Source organism: Pseudomonas rhodesiae (assembly GCF_007858255.1).
Classification (GTDB): Bacteria; Pseudomonadota; Gammaproteobacteria; order Pseudomonadales; family Pseudomonadaceae; genus Aquipseudomonas; species Aquipseudomonas rhodesiae.
In genome coordinates this window covers 283,586-298,903 of sequence record NZ_VFEU01000003.1, presented here as the reverse complement: position 1 = coordinate 298,903, position 15,318 = coordinate 283,586, and the positions used below count along the sequence as shown (strand labels likewise).

Genomic DNA, 15,318 nt, shown 5'->3' with positions numbered 1-15,318 from the left:
CGACTCTAAATGTGGGAGGGGGCTTGCCCCCGATGACAGCCTTTCAGTCACATCATCTACAACTGACCAACCGCTATCGGGGGCAAGCCCCCTCCCACATCGGGACCGCATTCCTCCGAGTCAGGTTATTTACCGCCACTGCCCGCCACGCTTTCACCGCCGCGGGTCAAGTAATAAGCGCCCAGGATCGGGAACATCGTCACCAGCATCACCAGCATCGCCACTACGTTGGTCACCGGCACATCCCGTGGCCGGCTCAACTGGTTGAGCAGCCACAGCGGCAAGGTGCGCTCATGCCCGGCGGTGAAGGTGGTGACGATGATTTCGTCGAACGACAGCGCAAACGCGAGCATGCCGCCGGCCAGCAGCGCCGAGCCCAGGTTGGGCATGATGATGTAGCGGAAGGTCTGCCAGCCGTCGGCGCCCAGGTCCATCGACGCCTCGATCAGGCTGTGGGAGGTGCGGCGCAAGCGGGCGATGACGTTGTTGTAGACGATCACCACACAAAAGGTGGCGTGGCCGACGATGATGGTGAACATCCCCGGCTCGATGCCCAGGGTCTTGAACGTTGCCAGCAACGCGATACCGGTGATGATCCCCGGCAGCGCAATCGGCAGGATCAGCATCAGCGACACGCCCTGCTTGCCGAAGAACTCACGCCGGTACAGCGCCGCGGAAGCCAGTGTGCCGAGCACCATAGCGATCAGGGTGGCGATGGCGGCGATCTGCAGCGACAACTTGATCGCTTCCAATACGTCGGGCCGTGCGAACGCCACGCTGAACCACTTCAGGGTGAAGCCCTGGGGCGGGAAGCTGAACGCGGCTTCTTCGGTATTGAAGGCGTAGAGGAAGATGATCAGGATCGGGAAGTGCAGGAACACCAAGCCGCCCCAGGCGGCCATGCGCAAACCGAGAGATGCTTTTTCAGAGTGCATCGAAGGCCCCCAGGCGTTTGACGATGGACAGGTAAATCGCGATCAGCACGATCGGCACCAGGGTGAACGCCGCCGCCATGGGCATATTGCCGATGGCGCCTTGCTGGGCGTACACCATGCCGCCGACGAAGTAGCCCGGCGGGCCCACCAGTTGCGGCACGATAAAGTCGCCCAGGGTCAGCGAGAACGTGAAGATCGATCCGGCGGCGATCCCCGGCACCGACAGCGGCAAAATCACCTGCATAAAGGTCTGGCGCGGCTTGGCCCCCAGGTCGGCCGAGGCTTGCAGCAGCGACGGCGGCAAACGCTCCAGGGACGCCTGGATCGGCAGGATCATGAACGGCAGCCAGATATAGACGAACACCATGAACCTTCCCAGGTGCGAGGTGCTCAAGGTGCTGCCGCCCACGCCGGGAATGCCCAGCACAAAGTGCAGCAGCGGCTCCAACCCCAGGTGCTGCACAAACCACTGCGCCACGCCGCCCTTGGCTAGCAGCAAGGTCCAGGCGTAAGCCTTGACGATGTAACTGGCCCACATCGGCATCATCACGGCGATGTAGAAAAATGCCTTGGTCTTGCCGGTGGTGTAGCGCGCCATGTAATAGGCAATCGGGAAGGCGACGATGGCGCTGGCGATCGACACCACGATCGCCATGCTCAGCGTGCGCAGGATGATGTCGAAATTCGACGGCTGGAACAGCGCGGCGAAGTTGGCCAGGGTCAGGTCCGGGGTGACCGCCATGGTGAAGTCGTCGAAGGTGTAGAAGCCTTGCCATAGCAAGGTCAGCAACGAGCCCAGGTAGATTGCGCCGAACCAGATCAGCGGCGGCACCAGCAGCATCGCCAGGTATAGGTTGGGCTTGCGGTACAGCAGGTTGGAAAACCTGCGCATCGGCGGTTGTTGGGAAAGGGCCAGGCTCATGTCACACCTCGCCTGCGTTATCGGTCAACGGCGTCATGGCCTGTCGGGCCCAGCGCGCGGTGAGGGGCTGGCCGACCTGATGGGCGCTACTGGTGTCCAGCCACTGGTTGTTGGCCTGGCTGATGTTCAAGGTCTGGCCGTTGTCCAGTTTCAGCTCAAAACGGGTGGCGCTGCCCTGGTACTGGATGTCATGCAGCACGCCGCTGATCTCCACATCGCCAGCGCCCAGCGGGCCTTCGGCAAACCGCACATGTTCCGGACGGATCGAAAACGGTTGGGCGCTGCCGCTCAAGCGCTGGGCCAATTCGCCCCGAATCACGTTGGAGGTGCCGACGAATTCGGCGACGAACGCCGTGGCCGGTTTCATGTAGAGGTTGCGCGGGGTGTCGACCTGTTCGATACGGCCTTTGTTGAACACCGCCACGCGGTCGGACATGGACAGCGCTTCGGTCTGGTCGTGGGTCACGAAGATAAAGGTGATGCCGAGCTGGCGTTGCAGCTTTTTCAGCTCGCTTTGCATCTGCTCGCGCAGCTTGAGGTCGAGGGCGCCCAGTGGCTCGTCAAGCAGCAGCACACGCGGGCGATTGACCAACGCCCGGGCCAGGGCCACCCGTTGGCGCTGGCCGCCGGAGAGTTGCACCGGTTTGCGTTCGCCGTAACCGCCCAGGGCCACCATGCCCAGGGCTTCTTCGGCGCGGTTGAGCCGTTCGGCCTTGCCCACGCCTTTGACTTTAAGGCCATAGGCCACGTTGTCGCGCACATTCATATGGGGGAACAGCGCGTAATCCTGGAACACGGTGTTCACATCGCGCTGATACGGCGGCAAGCCGGCGGCTTCCTCACCATGAATGCGGATCGAGCCGGCGCTGGGTTGTTCGAAGCCGGCGATCAGGCGCAGGCAGGTGGTCTTGCCCGAGCCGGAAGGGCCGAGCATGGAAAAGAACTCGCCGTCCTCAATATCGATGCAAACCCGGTCAACGGCTTTCACTTCGCCGAACTGACGGGAAACGTGGGTGAATTGGACTGCAAGCGTCATGGTGCGGTGCTCCAAAAAGGCGCGGGTCGTCGCAGCGGCCCGGCCTGGACTTCTGAAAAAACAAAATATCTGTGAGTGCGGTCAATGTGGGAGGGGGCTTGCCCCCGATGCCAGTGGTTCAGTGAAAGCTGGGTTGGCTGTCACACCGCTATCGGGGGCAAGCCCCCTCCCACAGTAGGTCTATGCCGTCTTGATGGTTTTAACGGCCGCCCATGATCGCAATGTAGTCCTGGGTCCAGCGGCTGTACGGCACGAATTTGCCGCCTTCAGCCTGTGGGGTTTTCCAGAAGGCGATCTTGTCGAACTGGTCGAAGCCATTGGTCTTGCAACCCTCGGCGCCGAGCAATTCGCTCTCTTTACACGCGGCCGGCACCGCCGGCAGCGAGCCGAACCAGGCGGCGACATCGCCCTGGACCTTCGGCTGCAGCGACCAGTCCATCCACTTGTAAGCGCAGTTGGGGTGCTTGGCCTCGCTGTGCAGCATGGTGGTGTCGGCCCAACCGGTGGCGCCTTCCTTGGGGATGGTCGAGGCGATCGGCTGTTTCTCGTTGACCAGCCCGTTGACTTGGTACGGCCAGGCACTGGAGGCCACCACGCCTTCGTTCTTGAAGTCGCTCATTTGCACGGTGGTGTCGTGCCAGTAACGGTGGATCAGCGGTTGCTGGGCGCGCAGCAGGTCGAGCACGGCCTTGTATTGCGCTTCGGTCAGCTCGTAGGGGCTCTGGATTCCCAGCTCCGGTTTGGTGGCCTTGAGGTACAGCGCCGCGTCGGCGATGTAGATCGGACCGTCATAGGCCTGCACGCGGCCCTTGTTCGGCTTGCCGTCCGGCAGGTTCTGCGGGTCGAACAGCACGCTCCAGCTAGTGGGCGCGGTCTTGAACACGCTGGTGTTGTACATCAGCACGTTCGGCCCCCACTGGTACGGGGTGCCATAGGTTTGCTGGCCGACCACGTACCACGGCGCATCCTTGAGGCGCGGGTCGAGGTTTTTCCAGTTGGGAATCAGCGCGGTGTTGATCGGCTGCACACGCTTGCCGACGATCAACCGCAGCGACGCATCGCCGGAGGCGGTGACCAGGTCATAGCCGCCCTTGGCCATCAGGCTGACCATTTCATCAGAGGTGGCGGCGGTTTTCACATTGACCTTGCAGCCGGTTTCCTTCTCGAAACCGCTGACCCAATCGTAGGCTTTGTCGCTTTCGCCACGTTCGATATAGCCGGGCCAGGCGACGATATCCAACTGGCCTTCGCCGGCGCCGACCGCCTTGAGCGGTTCGGCGGCTTGCAGGCTGGCGCTGGCCAGCAGCGCGGTGGTCAAGGCACTGAGCAGTGCGGTCTTGTGCGCGGACATGGGGGTTCCCTCTTCTTTAATTATGGTCGGGGCAGTGTGTGAAGCCGTGATGCATGAGCTTAGTTGTTGTTTTAAAGGTGCTGACCGTGACGCGCCATGATGTGGCGCACCACGCTGTAGTCCTGTAACGAGTCGCTAGACAGATCTTTCCCATACCCCGAGCGCTTCAAACCGCCGTGGGGCATTTCGCTGACCAGCATGAAGTGGCTGTTGATCCAGGTGCAGCCGTATTGCAGGCGTGCCGCCACTTGCATGGCTTTGTCCAGGTTCTGGGTCCACACCGAAGAGGCCAGGCCGTATTCGGAATCGTTGGCCCAGTCCACCGCTTGCTCCAGTTCGTCGAAGCGGGTCACGGTGACCACCGGGCCGAACACTTCGCGCTGCACGATCTCATCGCTTTGCTTGCAACCGGCCAGCAGGGTGGGCTGGTAATAGAAACCGGCACCGGAATGCACGGCGGCGCCGGTGACCCGTTCGATATGCGGTTGGCCGAGGGCGCGTTCGACAAAGCTGGCGACGCGGTCGCGCTGGCGTGTACTGATCAGCGGGCCGAGTTCGTTATCGGCGTCGCGTTTGCCGGCAAAGCGCAGGCTGCCGACGGCCGCGCCCAGCTCGGCGACCAATTTGTCGTGAATCCCGGCCTGGGCATAGATACGGCATGCGGCGGTGCAATCCTGCCCGGCGTTGTAATAGCCATAGGCGCGCACGCCTTCGACCACGGCCTGCAGGTCGGCGTCGTTACACACGATCACCGGTGCCTTGCCGCCCAGTTCCAGGTGCGTGCGTTTCAGGGTTTTGGACGCGGCTTGCAGAATCTTCTGGCCGGTGACGATATCGCCGGTCAGCGACACCATGCGTACCTTGGGATGACTGACCAAATGGCTGCCGACCCCTTCGCCGCCGCCGCACAAAATGTTGATCACGCCCCGTGGCAGCAGCTCTTTGAGCACGGGTGCCAGGGCCAGGATCGACAGCGGCGTGTGTTCCGACGGTTTGAACACCAGGGTATTACCGGCGGCGAGGGCTGGGGCGATCTTCCACGCGGCCATCATCAACGGGTAGTTCCATGGCGCAATGGAGGCCACCACGCCGATCGGGTCGCGGCGCACCATGCTGGTGTAGCCCGGCAGGTATTCGCCGCTCAATTGGCCGGTCTGGCAACGCACGGCGCCAGCGAAGAAGCGGAACACATCCACAGTGGCGCTCAAATCATCCTGACGCGCCAGATGCAACGGCTTGCCGCAGTTCAGCGATTCCAGGCGGGCCAGGTAGTCGGCTTGTTTTTCAATAGCATCGGCGATGCCCAGCAGCAGGTTGGCGCGTTGCTGCGGCGTGGTCCGCGACCAACCGGCAAAGGCGCGGTGGGCGGCAAGGATGGCGCTTTCGACTTGCTCGGTGCTGGCTTCGGCGATTTGAGTCAGCACTTCACCGGTGGCCGGGTTGAGGATCGGCTCGACAAACCCCTGGCCTTGAACCAGTTCGCCGTCGATCAGCAACGCGGTGAGCAGCGGGGTGGGCGCGCCGGACATTTTTCGCGATCTCTTTTCTTGTGTGGCCATGGGCGTTCTCTTACAAGGCGCCCGGCTTTCTCTTATGGATGAGTCGAGAGTAGAGGGCGGGCGCGAGGTCAACAAATACTAAATACTGAATGCAGCATTCGATTAAATAGATGGCTTGCGTGGGTGCGGCTGTTCGCGCGCCACGGTGAGGAACGGGTCCACCAAGGTCGGCCGCGCGGTGCCACGGCGCCAGGCCAGGCCCACGTCGAGGGTTTGGCTGAGGTCGGCAATCGGCCGCGCTTCAATAATGTCGCCTTCCAGCGACCAGGGGCGGTAGGTCATGTCCGGCTGGATCGACACCCCCAGGCCCGCCGCCACCAGGCTGCGCACCGCTTCGGTGGAGGCCGTGCGCAAGGTCACACGCGGTTGCAGGCCGGCGCCGGCCCACAGGCGTTGGGCGTTGTGGCCCATTTCGTCGACGTTCAATTGAATCAACGGTTCGCGTGCCACATCGGCCAGGTTGATGCTGTCGTGCTCCAGCAATGGGTGCTGCGCCGGCAGCCACAGGCGGTGGGGCGAGTGGGTCAGGACTTCGGTCTGCAGGGCGTGGCGGTCTTCGAGGTTGGACAGGATCAGCACGCCCACGTCGATTTCGCCGCTGACCAGCAGATGTTCGATATACGGGCGCTCGTCTTCCATGACGCGGATTTCCACATTGGGGTACGCGCGCTGGAAGCGGGTCAGCAGGTCGGCCAAGTAGTAGCCGGCCACCAGGCTGGTCACGCCGACGATCAATTGCCCGGCTACCTGGTCGGTGCTCTGTTGCAGGCTGCGCTTGGCGTTGTCGACGGTGGCCAGAATCAGGTGTGCCTGGCGCAGAAACTGATGGCCCTGGTGGGTGAGGGTCATGCCCTTGGCGTGGCGATTGAACAGGTTGACGCCAATCTCCTGCTCCAGTTGCTGGATCGCCAGGGTCAGGGTCGACTGAGAGATGAACGCGGTTTGCGCCGCGGCGGAGATCGAGCCGGTCTCGGCCACGGCAATGAAGTGGCGGATTTGACGCAAGGTCATCATGCTGGAATTACCAGAAGGCTGTTTTTATAGAAGTACCTGAGTGTATATCGATTTATACGATAGGCAGCGGCGTTACATCTGGAAGCACTCTAGATCCTGGTTTTTTGGCACTTAGTTTTACGCTGGCAGCCTATTGGTCCTATGAACCCAAGTGTCTGGAGGCTGTTATGAACACCCGTGGATTGCTCGATCAGTTGCTCAAGTCCGGCCAGGACATGTTGCAGAATAAGGCCGGCGGCCAGCGCAAACAGGAAGACAAGGGCGCCTTGGGCGGTCTGCTCGGCGGTGGCGGCCTGGGCAGCCTGCTCGGTGGCGCCGGCGGGGGAGCCCTCGCGGCGGGTGCCATGGGGCTGTTGCTGGGTAACAAAAAAGCCCGCAAATTCGGCGGCAAGGCCCTGACCTACGGCGGTTTGGCCGCCTTGGGCGTCATCGCCTACAAAGCCTATGGCAACTGGCAGGCGCAACAGGCCAGTGCGCCCCAAGGCGAACCGCAAACCATCGACCGTCTGCCACCGGCCCAGGTCGAGCAGCACAGCCAGGGCATCCTCAAGGCGTTGGTCGCCGCCGCCAAGGCCGACGGCCATGTAGACGAGCGTGAGCGCGCGCTGATCGAAGGCGAGTTCACCAAACTCGACAATGACCCCCAATTGCAACACTGGCTGCATGCCGAACTGAACAAGCCCCTGGACCCGGCGGATGTCGCCCGCGCCGCCGGCACCCCGGAAATGGCCGCCGAGATGTACATCGCCAGCGTGATGCTGGTGGATGAAGAGAACTTCATGGAAAAAGCCTATCTGGATGAATTGGCGCGCCAGCTCAAACTGGAGCCCGGCTTGAAGGTGGAACTGGAAAAACAGGTACGGCTTAACCAATAACCACCGGTTTAAAACAAAATATGGGAGGGGGCTTGCCCCCGATAACGGTGCATCAGTTGCAGGTTTTACAACTGAGGTATCGTTATCGGGGGCAAGCCCCCTCCCACAGGCGTTTAGCGTTCATCTCCGTTGACCACCAAAACCCATTCATAAATGAGCGCTGCTGCTCAGCTATACTCCCCTCCATTTGAATGGCCCTTCGAGGAAGTACTGTGAAGAATTGGACCTTGCGCCAACGGATCCTGGCAAGTTTTGCGGTCGTTATCGCCATCATGCTGTTAATGGTCGTGGTCTCTTATTCACGGTTAATGAAAATCGAGGCTGGGCAAGAGGCCGTGCGCGATGACGCTGTGCCGGGGGTTTACCTGAGCTCAATGATCCGCAGCGCGTGGGTCGACAGCTATCTGCAGACCCTCGATATCATCGGTATGCGTGAAGACAAAACCCTGACCAGCGCCGACAAGACCGATTACCAGGGTTTCGAAAAGCGCATCGAACAGCAAATGGCCAATTACGAGAAAACGATCGGCAACCAGGCCGATCGTATGGAGTTCGATAACTTCAAGGCCTCGCACAGCAATTACAACAAGGTCCTGGCGCAAGTACTCGATCGCATCCAGGCCAACGATCTGCCGGCCGCCCACGAGTTGCTGGATGAGCAGTTGACGCCGATCTGGATTGAAGGTCGCATGAAACTCAACGACATCATCGCCGAAAATAAAGGCGTGTCCGATAACGCAACGTCCGCCATCGATGAAGCAGTGGTCTCCGCCAAGATCAGTTTGTTCGTGTCGCTTGCCGTGGCGATTCTGGCTGCTGGCCTGTGCGGTCTGCTGCTGATGCGCGCGATCATGTCGCCCATGCAGCGTATCGTCGAAATTCTTGAGGTCATGCGCACCGGCGACCTGAGCAAGCGTCTGAACCTGTCGCGCAAGGACGAATTCAACGCGGTCGAAACCGGCTTCAACGACATGATGACCGAGCTGACCGCCCTGGTGTCCCAGGCCCAGCGCTCGTCGGTGCAGGTGACCACTTCGGTCACCGAGATCGCCGCCACCTCCAAGCAGCAACAGGCCACCGCCACCGAAACGGCGGCGACCACCACCGAAATCGGTGCCACCTCCCGCGAAATCGCGGCCACCTCCAAGGACCTGGTGCGCACCATGACCGAAGTTTCCACCGCCGCCGACCAGGCATCGGTGGCCGCCGGTTCCGGTCAGCAGGGCCTGGCGCGCATGGAAGAAACCATGCACTCGGTAATGGGCGCCGCTGACCTGGTCAATGCCAAGCTGGCGATCCTCAATGAGAAGGCCGGCAACATCAACCAAGTGGTGGTGACCATCGTCAAGGTCGCCGACCAGACCAACCTGCTGTCGCTCAATGCCGCTATCGAAGCCGAGAAGGCCGGTGAGTACGGGCGCGGCTTCGCCGTGGTCGCCACCGAGGTGCGGCGCCTGGCCGACCAGACTGCCGTGGCCACGTACGACATCGAGCAGATGGTGCGTGAGATCCAGTCGGCGGTGTCGGCCGGGGTGATGGGCATGGACAAATTCTCCGAAGAAGTGCGCCGCGGCATGTTCGAAGTGCAGCAGGTGGGCGAGCAACTGTCGCAGATCATCCATCAGGTCCAGGCCCTGGCGCCGCGAGTGCTGATGGTCAACGAAGGCATGCAGGCCCAAGCCACGGGGGCCGAACAGATTAACCACGCGCTGGTGCAACTGGGCGACGCCAGCAGCCAGACGGTGGAGTCCCTGCGTCAGGCCAGTTTCGCCATCGATGAACTGAGCCAGGTTGCGGTGGGTCTGCGCAGCGGCGTGTCGCGTTTCAAAGTCTGATGAGCGAACTCGCGGCTAAACGCGGCGCCGTCCCGGCAGCGAAAAAAGCGTTGTTCCTGGTGTTTCATATCGGCAGCGAACGCTATGCCCTACGGGCCACCGAAGTGGCCGAAGTACTGCCGCGCCTGCCGCTCAAACCCATCGCCCACGCTCCTGTGTGGGTGGCCGGTATTTTCGCCCATCGCGGCGCGCTGGTGCCGGTCATCGACCTCAGTGCCCTGGCCTTCGGCACGCCGGCCCAGGCCCGCACCAGCACTCGGCTGGTGCTGGTGCATTACCAGCCGCAGCCCTGGGTCGAGGCGCGCCGGCTGGGGCTGATTCTGGAGCAGGCCACCGACACCCTGCGTTGCGGCCTTGAAGAGTTCCAAGCGTACGGCCTGGACAACCGCGAGGCGCCCTACCTGGGGCCCGTGCGCGAAGATGCAGAGGGCCTGATGCAGTGGATCGGCGTTAATGATCTGCTCACCGATGACGTGCGCGCCCTGTTGTTTTCCAGCGAGCTGAGCCTATGAGCAACGATCCGCGCTTCTTTGCCTTCCTTAAGGAACGCATCGGCCTGGACGTGGCGTCGGTGGGCGAGGCCATCATCGAGCGGGCCGTGCGCCAGCGCAGCCAGGTTGTCGGGGCACTTACCTCGGATGATTACTGGCAGCGCCTGCAACGCTCCCACGACGAGCAGCAAGCGCTGATCGAAGCGGTGATCGTCCCCGAGACCTGGTTTTTCCGTTATCCCGAATCCTTCGCCACGCTGGCGCGCTTGGCCTGCGCGCGATTGGCCGAGATCAAGCAGATGCGCGGCCTGCGTATCCTTAGCCTGCCGTGTTCCACCGGGGAAGAACCTTACTCGATCGCCATGGCCCTGCTGGATGCCGGGTTGGCGCCGCATCAGTTCAAGGTGCAGGGCATGGATGTCAGCCCGCTGTCGGTGGAGCGCGCCCGGCGCGGCGTGTATGGCAAGAATTCGTTTCGCGGCGGTGACCTGGCCTTTCGCGAACGCCACTTCACCGAACACGGCGACGGTTACCACATCGCCGACCGCGTGCGCGAACAGGTGCGTCTGCAAGTGGGCAACCTGCTTGACCCGGCGCTGCTGGCCAATGAGGCCAGCTACGATTTTGTGTTTTGCCGCAACCTGTTGATCTACTTCGATCAACCGACCCAGCAGCAAGTGTTCGAAGTGCTCAAGGCCCTGACCCACGTCGACGGCGTGCTGTTTATCGGCCCGGCCGAAGGCAGCTTGTTGGGGCGGCACGGCATGCGCTCGATTGGAGTGCCGCAGTCCTTTGCCTTCAGTCGGCATGCGGAACCGGTCAGGCCCGAGCCGACCTTCATACCGATGCCCAAGCCGCAACGCAGTGCGGCGCCGCTTCCGGCTAAACCACGGCCGTTCAGCACAGTGAGTGCCCAGGTAGTGCCGATCAAGGCTCCACCCTCCGAAGCAGGCGCCTTGCTCAGCCGTATCGCCACCCTGGCCAACCAAGGCAAAAGTGCCGAGGCCCGCGCCATGTGCGAACAGTATTTGAGCGACCATCCCCCGGCCGCCCAGGTGTTCTATTGGCTGGGGCTGCTTAGTGATGTGGAGGGCAGTGCCCAGCAGGCCCAGGGGTATTATCGAAAAGCCTTGTACCTGGAACCCCAGCATCCGCAGGCCCTGATGCAGTTGGCCGCGCTGCTGGAATCCCAGGGCGACAGTGCGGGGGCGCGTCGTTTGCAGGCGCGGGCCGCCCGCAGCGAGCGAGCTGACAGTGAGTCCAAACCATGAGTAGCCCCGACGCGCTCGACACCACCGGCCTGGACCTGACCCTGGCCGACACCCAAGCCATCGACGATTGCTGGAACCGCATCGGCGTCCATGGCGACAAATCCTGCCCGCTGCTGGTGGAACATATCCACTGCCGTAACTGCTCGGTCTATTCCGCCGCCGCCACGCGCCTGCTGGACCGCTATGCCTTGCAACAGGACGCGCATCGCGGCCACGTCGCCGAGACGGTCGACGAGGACGTGGCGACCCGCTCGCTGCTGATGTTTCGCCTCGGTGACGAGTGGCTTGGCATCGCCACCCGTTGCCTGATGGAGGTGGCGCCGCTGCAACCGATCCATTCGCTGCCGCACCAGCGCTCGCGCGCCTTGCTCGGCGTGGCCAATGTGCGCGGTGCGCTGGTGGCGTGCTTGTCGCTGGTTGAGATGCTGGGCCTGGAGGCCGCTGACAGTGCCCCCAGCGGCGCACGCAGCATGCCGCGCATGTTGATCATTGCCGCGCAGGATGGTCCGGTGGTGGTGCCGGTGGATGAAGTGGACGGTATCCACGCCATCGACGAGCGTACGTTGAGCGCGGCGTCGGTGTCCGGCACCCAGGCCAGCGCGCGCTACACCCAGGGCGTGCTGCAATGGAAGGGCCGCAGCCTGCGCTGGCTGGACGAGGCACAGTTGTTGTCTGCCGTGACACGGAGCCTTACATGACCCCCGACCAGATGCGTGATGCCTCGCTGCTGGAACTGTTCAGCCTGGAAGCCGATGCACAGACCCAGGTGCTGAGCGCGGGCCTGCTGGCCCTGGAGCGCAACCCGACCCAGGCCGACCAACTCGAAGCCTGCATGCGCGCGGCCCACTCGCTCAAAGGCGCGGCGCGCATCGTGGGGGTGGATGCCGGGGTCAGCGTGGCCCATGTCATGGAGGACTGCCTGGTCAGCGCCCAGGAAAGCCGTCTGTATCTGCAACCTGAACATATCGACGCATTGCTGCAAGGCACCGACCTGCTGATGCGCATCGCCACCCCCGGCAACGACGTGGGGCCGGCGGATATCGAGGCGTACGTGGCGTTGATGGAGCGCTTGCTGGACCCCTCGCACCCGCGCCCCAGCGTCCGGCCGCCAACAGTACCGGAGCCGGCTCCCGAGCCGGTCCTTGAAGAACTGCCGCCGGAGCCTGAGCCCGCGCCGCCCGTCACCAGCGACCCACCGCGTCAGGGCAAGCGCATGACGGAAGGCGGCGAGCGCGTGCTGCGCGTAACCGCCGAGCGCTTGAACAGCCTGCTGGACCTGTCGAGCAAGTCTTTGGTAGAAACCCAGCGCATCAAGCCCTACCTGGTCAGCCTGCAGCGCCTCAAGCGTATTCAGAGCCAGAGCGTGCGTGCCCTCGATACCCTCGATGGCCAGCTCAAGACCCAGCACCTGAACCTTGAAGCCCAGGAGGCCCTGGCCGATGCGCGCCGCCTGCTGAGCGAAGCCCAGGCGCTGCTGGCGGAAAAAACCGCCGAGCTCGATGAGTTCGGCTGGCAGGCCGGGCAGCGCGCCCAGGTGCTGTATGACACCGCGCTGGCCTGTCGCATGCGCCCGTTTGCCGACGTGCTGGCTGGGCAGGTGCGCATGGTGCGCGACCTGGGCCGCAGCCTGGGCAAGCAAGTCCGCCTGGAAATCGAAGGCGAGAAAACCCAGGTCGATCGCGACGTACTGGAAAAACTCGAAGCGCCCCTCACTCATCTGTTACGCAATGCCGTCGATCACGGCATCGAAATGCCCGAGCAACGTGTGCTGGCGGGCAAACCGGCCGAAGGGCTGATCCGCCTGTGCGCCTCGCACCAGGCTGGTCTATTAGTGCTGGAGCTGAGTGACGACGGCAATGGCGTGGACCTCGAACGCCTGCGCGGCACCATTGTCGAGCGCAAGCTGTCGCCGCTGGAGACCGCGCTGCGCCTGAGCGAAGAGGAGTTGCTGACGTTCCTGTTCCTGCCGGGTTTCAGCCTGCGCGACAAAGTCACCGAGGTGTCCGGGCGCGGCGTCGGGCTGGATGCGGTGCAGCATATGGTGCGCCAACTGCGCGGCGCGGTGGTGCTGGAGCAGACGGCGGGGCAGGGCAGCCGTTTCCATCTGGAGGTGCCGCTGACCCTTTCGGTGGTGCGCAGCCTGGTAGTGGAGGTCGGCGAAGAAGCTTATGCCTTCCCGCTGGCGCATATCGAACGCATGTGCGATCTGGCGCCGGAAGACATCGTGCAACTGGAAGGACGCCAGCATTTCTGGCACGAAGGCCGGCATGTCGGCCTGGTCGCCGCCAGCCAATTGTTGCAGCGACCGGCGGGGCAGAACCCTTCGGAAACACTGAAAGTGGTGGTGATCCGCGAGCGTGATGCGGTATATGGGATTGCCGTGGAGCGCTTTATCGGCGAGCGCACCCTGGTGGTGTTGCCGCTGGATGATCGCCTGGGCAAGGTCCAGGATATTTCCGCCGGTGCATTGCTCGACGACGGCTCGGTGGTGCTGATCGTCGACGTCGAAGACATGCTGCGTTCGGTGGACAAACTGCTCAATACCGGGCGCCTTGAGCGTATCGCCCGGCGCAGCCAGCAGACCGCCGAAGCTCCGCGCAAACGCGTGCTGGTGGTGGATGACTCGCTCACGGTGCGTGAATTGCAGCGCAAATTGCTGCTTAATCGCGGCTACGAAGTGGCCGTGGCCGTCGATGGCATGGACGGCTGGAACGCCTTGCGTTCCGAGGATTTCGACCTGCTGATCACTGACATTGATATGCCTCGCATGGACGGTATCGAATTGGTCACACTCTTGCGCCGTGACAGTCGCCTGCAATCGTTGCCGGTGATGGTGGTGTCGTATAAAGACCGCGAAGAAGACCGCCGACGCGGGCTCGACGCCGGGGCCGACTATTACCTGGCCAAGGCCAGTTTCCACGACGACGCCTTGCTTGATGCCGTGATGGAACTGATCGGGGGCGCGCGGGCATGAAGATCGCCATCGTCAATGACATGCCGCTGGCCATCGAGGCGTTGCGCCGAGCGTTGAGTCTAGAGCCGGCGCATCAAGTGGTGTGGGTGGCCAGCAATGGCCTGGAAGCGGTGCAGCGCTGCGCCGAACTGACCCCTGACCTGATCCTTATGGACCTGATCATGCCGGTAATGGACGGTGTGGAGGCCACGCGCCAGATCATGGCCGAGACCCCGTGCGCGATTCTGATCGTGACCGTCGACCGCCAAGCCAATGTGAGCCGCGTGTTCGAAGCCATGGGCCATGGCGCCCTCGACGTGGTGGACACGCCAGCTTTGGGCGTGGGCAACCCCCAGGATGCGGCGGCACCGTTGCTGCGCAAGATCCTCAACATCGGTTGGTTGATCGGCCAGCGCGGCAGCCGTGTGCGCGCGGAAACCGCGCCGCCGCGCCACGAGGGCAAACGCCAGCGGCTGGTGGCCATCGGCTCTTCGGCCGGCGGCCCGGCGGCCCTGGAAACCCTGCTCAAAGGCCTGCCCCGCGACTTTCCCGCCGCCATTGTGCTGGTGCAGCACGTCGACCAGGTGTTCGCCGCCGGCATGGCCGAGTGGCTCAGCAGCGCGTCCAGCCTGCCGGTGCGCCTGGCCCGTGAAGGTGAGCCGCCCCAGAGCGGGTTGGTATTGCTGGCCGGGACCAACCATCACATTCGTTTATTGAAGAACGGTACGCTGGCCTACACCGCAGAGCCGGTAAACGAGATCTATCGCCCGTCGATCGACGTGTTTTTCGAGAGCGTCGCCAGCCACTGGAATGGCGATGCCGTCGGCGTATTGCTGACCGGCATGGGCCGCGACGGGGCCCAGGGTCTCAAACTGCTGCGTGAACAAGGTTATTTGACCATCGCCCAGGATCAACAAAGCTCGGCGGTGTATGGCATGCCCAAAGCGGCGGCGGCAATCGATGCCGCTGTTGAAATTCGCCCACTGGATAGAATTGCGCCTCGACTGCTGGAGGTCTTTGCACAATGAGCAAGACCTTGCGCGGTGCTGGCTTGCAGGTGGTAATTCAGGTGACTG

At 62.9% G+C, this 15,318-nt stretch carries 13 protein-coding genes; 7 read left to right on the top strand and 6 right to left on the bottom strand.

Annotated elements, in window-relative coordinates; translation table 11 throughout:
* Positions 1 to 125: 125 nt before the first annotated feature.
* The 6 genes from FIV35_RS06105 to FIV35_RS06080 all read right to left on the bottom strand — a co-directional run bounded on the left by FIV35_RS06105 (position 126) and on the right by FIV35_RS06080 (position 6,817).
* Complete coding sequence (locus tag FIV35_RS06105; RefSeq protein WP_034137207.1) at positions 126 to 935, bottom strand: ABC transporter permease; 810 nt, start codon at positions 933 to 935, stop codon at positions 126 to 128.
* Positions 925 to 1,857 (bottom strand): ABC transporter permease, encoded by a 933-nt coding sequence (locus FIV35_RS06100; protein WP_034096187.1) that lies wholly within the window; start codon positions 1,855 to 1,857, stop codon positions 925 to 927. Before FIV35_RS06100 ends, FIV35_RS06105 begins: the two co-directional genes overlap by 11 nt.
* Before the next feature lies 1 nt (position 1,858).
* Positions 1,859 to 2,893 carry an ABC transporter ATP-binding protein gene (locus tag FIV35_RS06095; protein ID WP_034137208.1) on the bottom strand — a complete coding sequence of 345 codons (1,035 nt, stop codon included), beginning with the start codon at positions 2,891 to 2,893 and terminating at the stop codon, positions 1,859 to 1,861.
* 199 nt (positions 2,894 to 3,092) lie between these two features.
* Entirely contained in the window at positions 3,093 to 4,244 is a 1,152-nt protein-coding gene (ydcS, locus tag FIV35_RS06090; RefSeq protein ID WP_034112087.1) for a putative ABC transporter substrate-binding protein YdcS, read from the bottom strand.
* 71 nt (positions 4,245 to 4,315) lie between these two features.
* Positions 4,316 to 5,773, bottom strand: coding sequence for a gamma-aminobutyraldehyde dehydrogenase (locus FIV35_RS06085; protein WP_034137209.1), 1,458 nt, complete (start codon positions 5,771 to 5,773; stop codon positions 4,316 to 4,318).
* A gap of 132 nt (positions 5,774 to 5,905) precedes the next feature.
* Positions 5,906 to 6,817 (bottom strand): LysR family transcriptional regulator, encoded by a 912-nt coding sequence (locus FIV35_RS06080; RefSeq protein WP_034096190.1) that lies wholly within the window; start codon positions 6,815 to 6,817, stop codon positions 5,906 to 5,908.
* A 167-nt stretch (positions 6,818 to 6,984) separates the two neighbouring features.
* On the opposite strand from FIV35_RS06080, the gene FIV35_RS06075 reads away from it, so the two are divergent.
* From FIV35_RS06075 to cheB, 7 genes are all read left to right on the top strand, one after another.
* Positions 6,985 to 7,692 (top strand): tellurite resistance TerB family protein, encoded by a 708-nt coding sequence (locus FIV35_RS06075; RefSeq protein ID WP_034137210.1) that lies wholly within the window; start codon positions 6,985 to 6,987, stop codon positions 7,690 to 7,692.
* Between the two features lie 191 nt (positions 7,693 to 7,883).
* Complete coding sequence (locus FIV35_RS06070; RefSeq protein ID WP_219730056.1) at positions 7,884 to 9,527, top strand: methyl-accepting chemotaxis protein; 1,644 nt, start codon at positions 7,884 to 7,886, stop codon at positions 9,525 to 9,527.
* Positions 9,527 to 10,039 (top strand): chemotaxis protein CheW, encoded by a 513-nt coding sequence (locus tag FIV35_RS06065; protein WP_034112089.1) that lies wholly within the window; start codon positions 9,527 to 9,529, stop codon positions 10,037 to 10,039. Before FIV35_RS06070 ends, FIV35_RS06065 begins: the two co-directional genes overlap by 1 nt.
* Complete coding sequence (locus FIV35_RS06060; RefSeq protein ID WP_034137211.1) at positions 10,036 to 11,289, top strand: CheR family methyltransferase; 1,254 nt, start codon at positions 10,036 to 10,038, stop codon at positions 11,287 to 11,289. The genes FIV35_RS06065 and FIV35_RS06060 overlap by 4 nt, the downstream gene beginning before the upstream one ends.
* On the top strand, positions 11,286 to 11,987 hold the full coding sequence (locus tag FIV35_RS06055; RefSeq protein ID WP_034137212.1) for a chemotaxis protein CheW: 702 nt from the start codon (positions 11,286 to 11,288) through the stop codon (positions 11,985 to 11,987). The genes FIV35_RS06060 and FIV35_RS06055 overlap by 4 nt, the downstream gene beginning before the upstream one ends.
* Positions 11,984 to 14,263, top strand: a complete 2,280-nt coding sequence (locus tag FIV35_RS06050; protein ID WP_034137213.1) for a hybrid sensor histidine kinase/response regulator — start codon at positions 11,984 to 11,986, stop codon at positions 14,261 to 14,263. Before FIV35_RS06055 ends, FIV35_RS06050 begins: the two co-directional genes overlap by 4 nt.
* Positions 14,260 to 15,270 carry a chemotaxis response regulator protein-glutamate methylesterase gene (cheB, locus tag FIV35_RS06045; RefSeq protein ID WP_034137214.1) on the top strand — a complete coding sequence of 337 codons (1,011 nt, stop codon included), beginning with the start codon at positions 14,260 to 14,262 and terminating at the stop codon, positions 15,268 to 15,270. Before FIV35_RS06050 ends, cheB begins: the two co-directional genes overlap by 4 nt.
* Positions 15,271 to 15,318 lie beyond the last annotated feature (48 nt).